The following is a 1,036-nucleotide window of genomic DNA, read 5'->3' on the forward strand; positions in this document are numbered from 1 at the left end:
TGTCCAGCGGATTGATTGGTAACAAAACGGACCGGATGGATTGGTAACAATCGTTCACGGTTCCTTCCTCTGCGTTGCCACACCTGTAGTCCGGCGCAGCTTGCGCGTCTGCAGGTCGATAACGCCGATCGGAACGTCGAAGAAGCGTACTTGCCAGTGTCCGCCGTCGGCTTCCTCGATGGCGATCGTCTCGCCAATCAGGCTGGTGCAGATATAGACGAAGTCGCCTCGCCATTTGATCGCACCGTTGGAGCGGACCTGGCGCACTGCTGCCTCAGCCGGATAGTCTGGCTCCGGAAGCCGGGTTGGTATCGAACGCGAGGAGCGTTGGTAGACACTTGCAGGCGCACGCTGCCCGAGCGCTTCGTGGGGACGCTCTTCATTGTAATCGCGTGCGAATGCTGCAAGCCGCCGCGCTTGAGCGGTGCGGTTTGGCGGCGGCGGTCGCATCGCCTCCAGCAGCGTCAGGTGGAAGCGCTCGTGCCTGCCGTTCTGCTGCGGATGGCCGGGATCGATCCGCTCATGGCGAATGCCAAGCTTGATCCACCACACCGACATCGCGGTCAGACCGGTTGTCCCTGTCGAGGCAAAGGGCGCCCCGTTGTCGGAACGGATCACCTCCGGAAGACCGTACTCCTGGAAGGCCCGCTCAAGCAGCGGCCGGCACTCGGCCTGTCGGGTGCTGCGCGTCGCCGCAACACCGATCAAGTAGCGGCTGAAGCCGTCCGTCATCGTGAAGGGTTCGACCCGCGAACCGTCGCCCAGCCTTATCCAGCCCTTGTGATCAATGCCCCAGACGTGATTGGCGTATTGCGGAACCGTGAGTTCGCCAAGCCGCGGCGGCGCTCGACGTCGCATGCGACGACCGCCAACCAGCCCAGCTCGCTTGAGCAGCTCGCCGACCGTCGACGCCGAAGGCCAGTCCACAGCCGGCTGGCGCTGTTCAAGTTTGGCCACGATCTTGCGCGGTCCCCAGCTCGGCCGCTCCCGCCGCAACCCGACAATCGCTTCTACGATGTTCGGTGGCGTCGCCCGG

At 64.0% G+C, this 1,036-nt stretch carries 1 protein-coding gene; it reads right to left on the reverse strand.

The window, feature by feature from the left end:
* Positions 1 to 54: 54 nt before the first annotated feature.
* Positions 55 to 1,036, reverse strand: a 982-nt coding sequence (locus JQ632_RS39170; protein ID WP_212408052.1) for an integrase core domain-containing protein, incomplete at its 5' end; no start/stop codon positions are given.

This window comes from Bradyrhizobium liaoningense (genome assembly GCF_018130955.1).
Classification (GTDB): Bacteria; Pseudomonadota; Alphaproteobacteria; order Rhizobiales; family Xanthobacteraceae; genus Bradyrhizobium; species Bradyrhizobium liaoningense_C.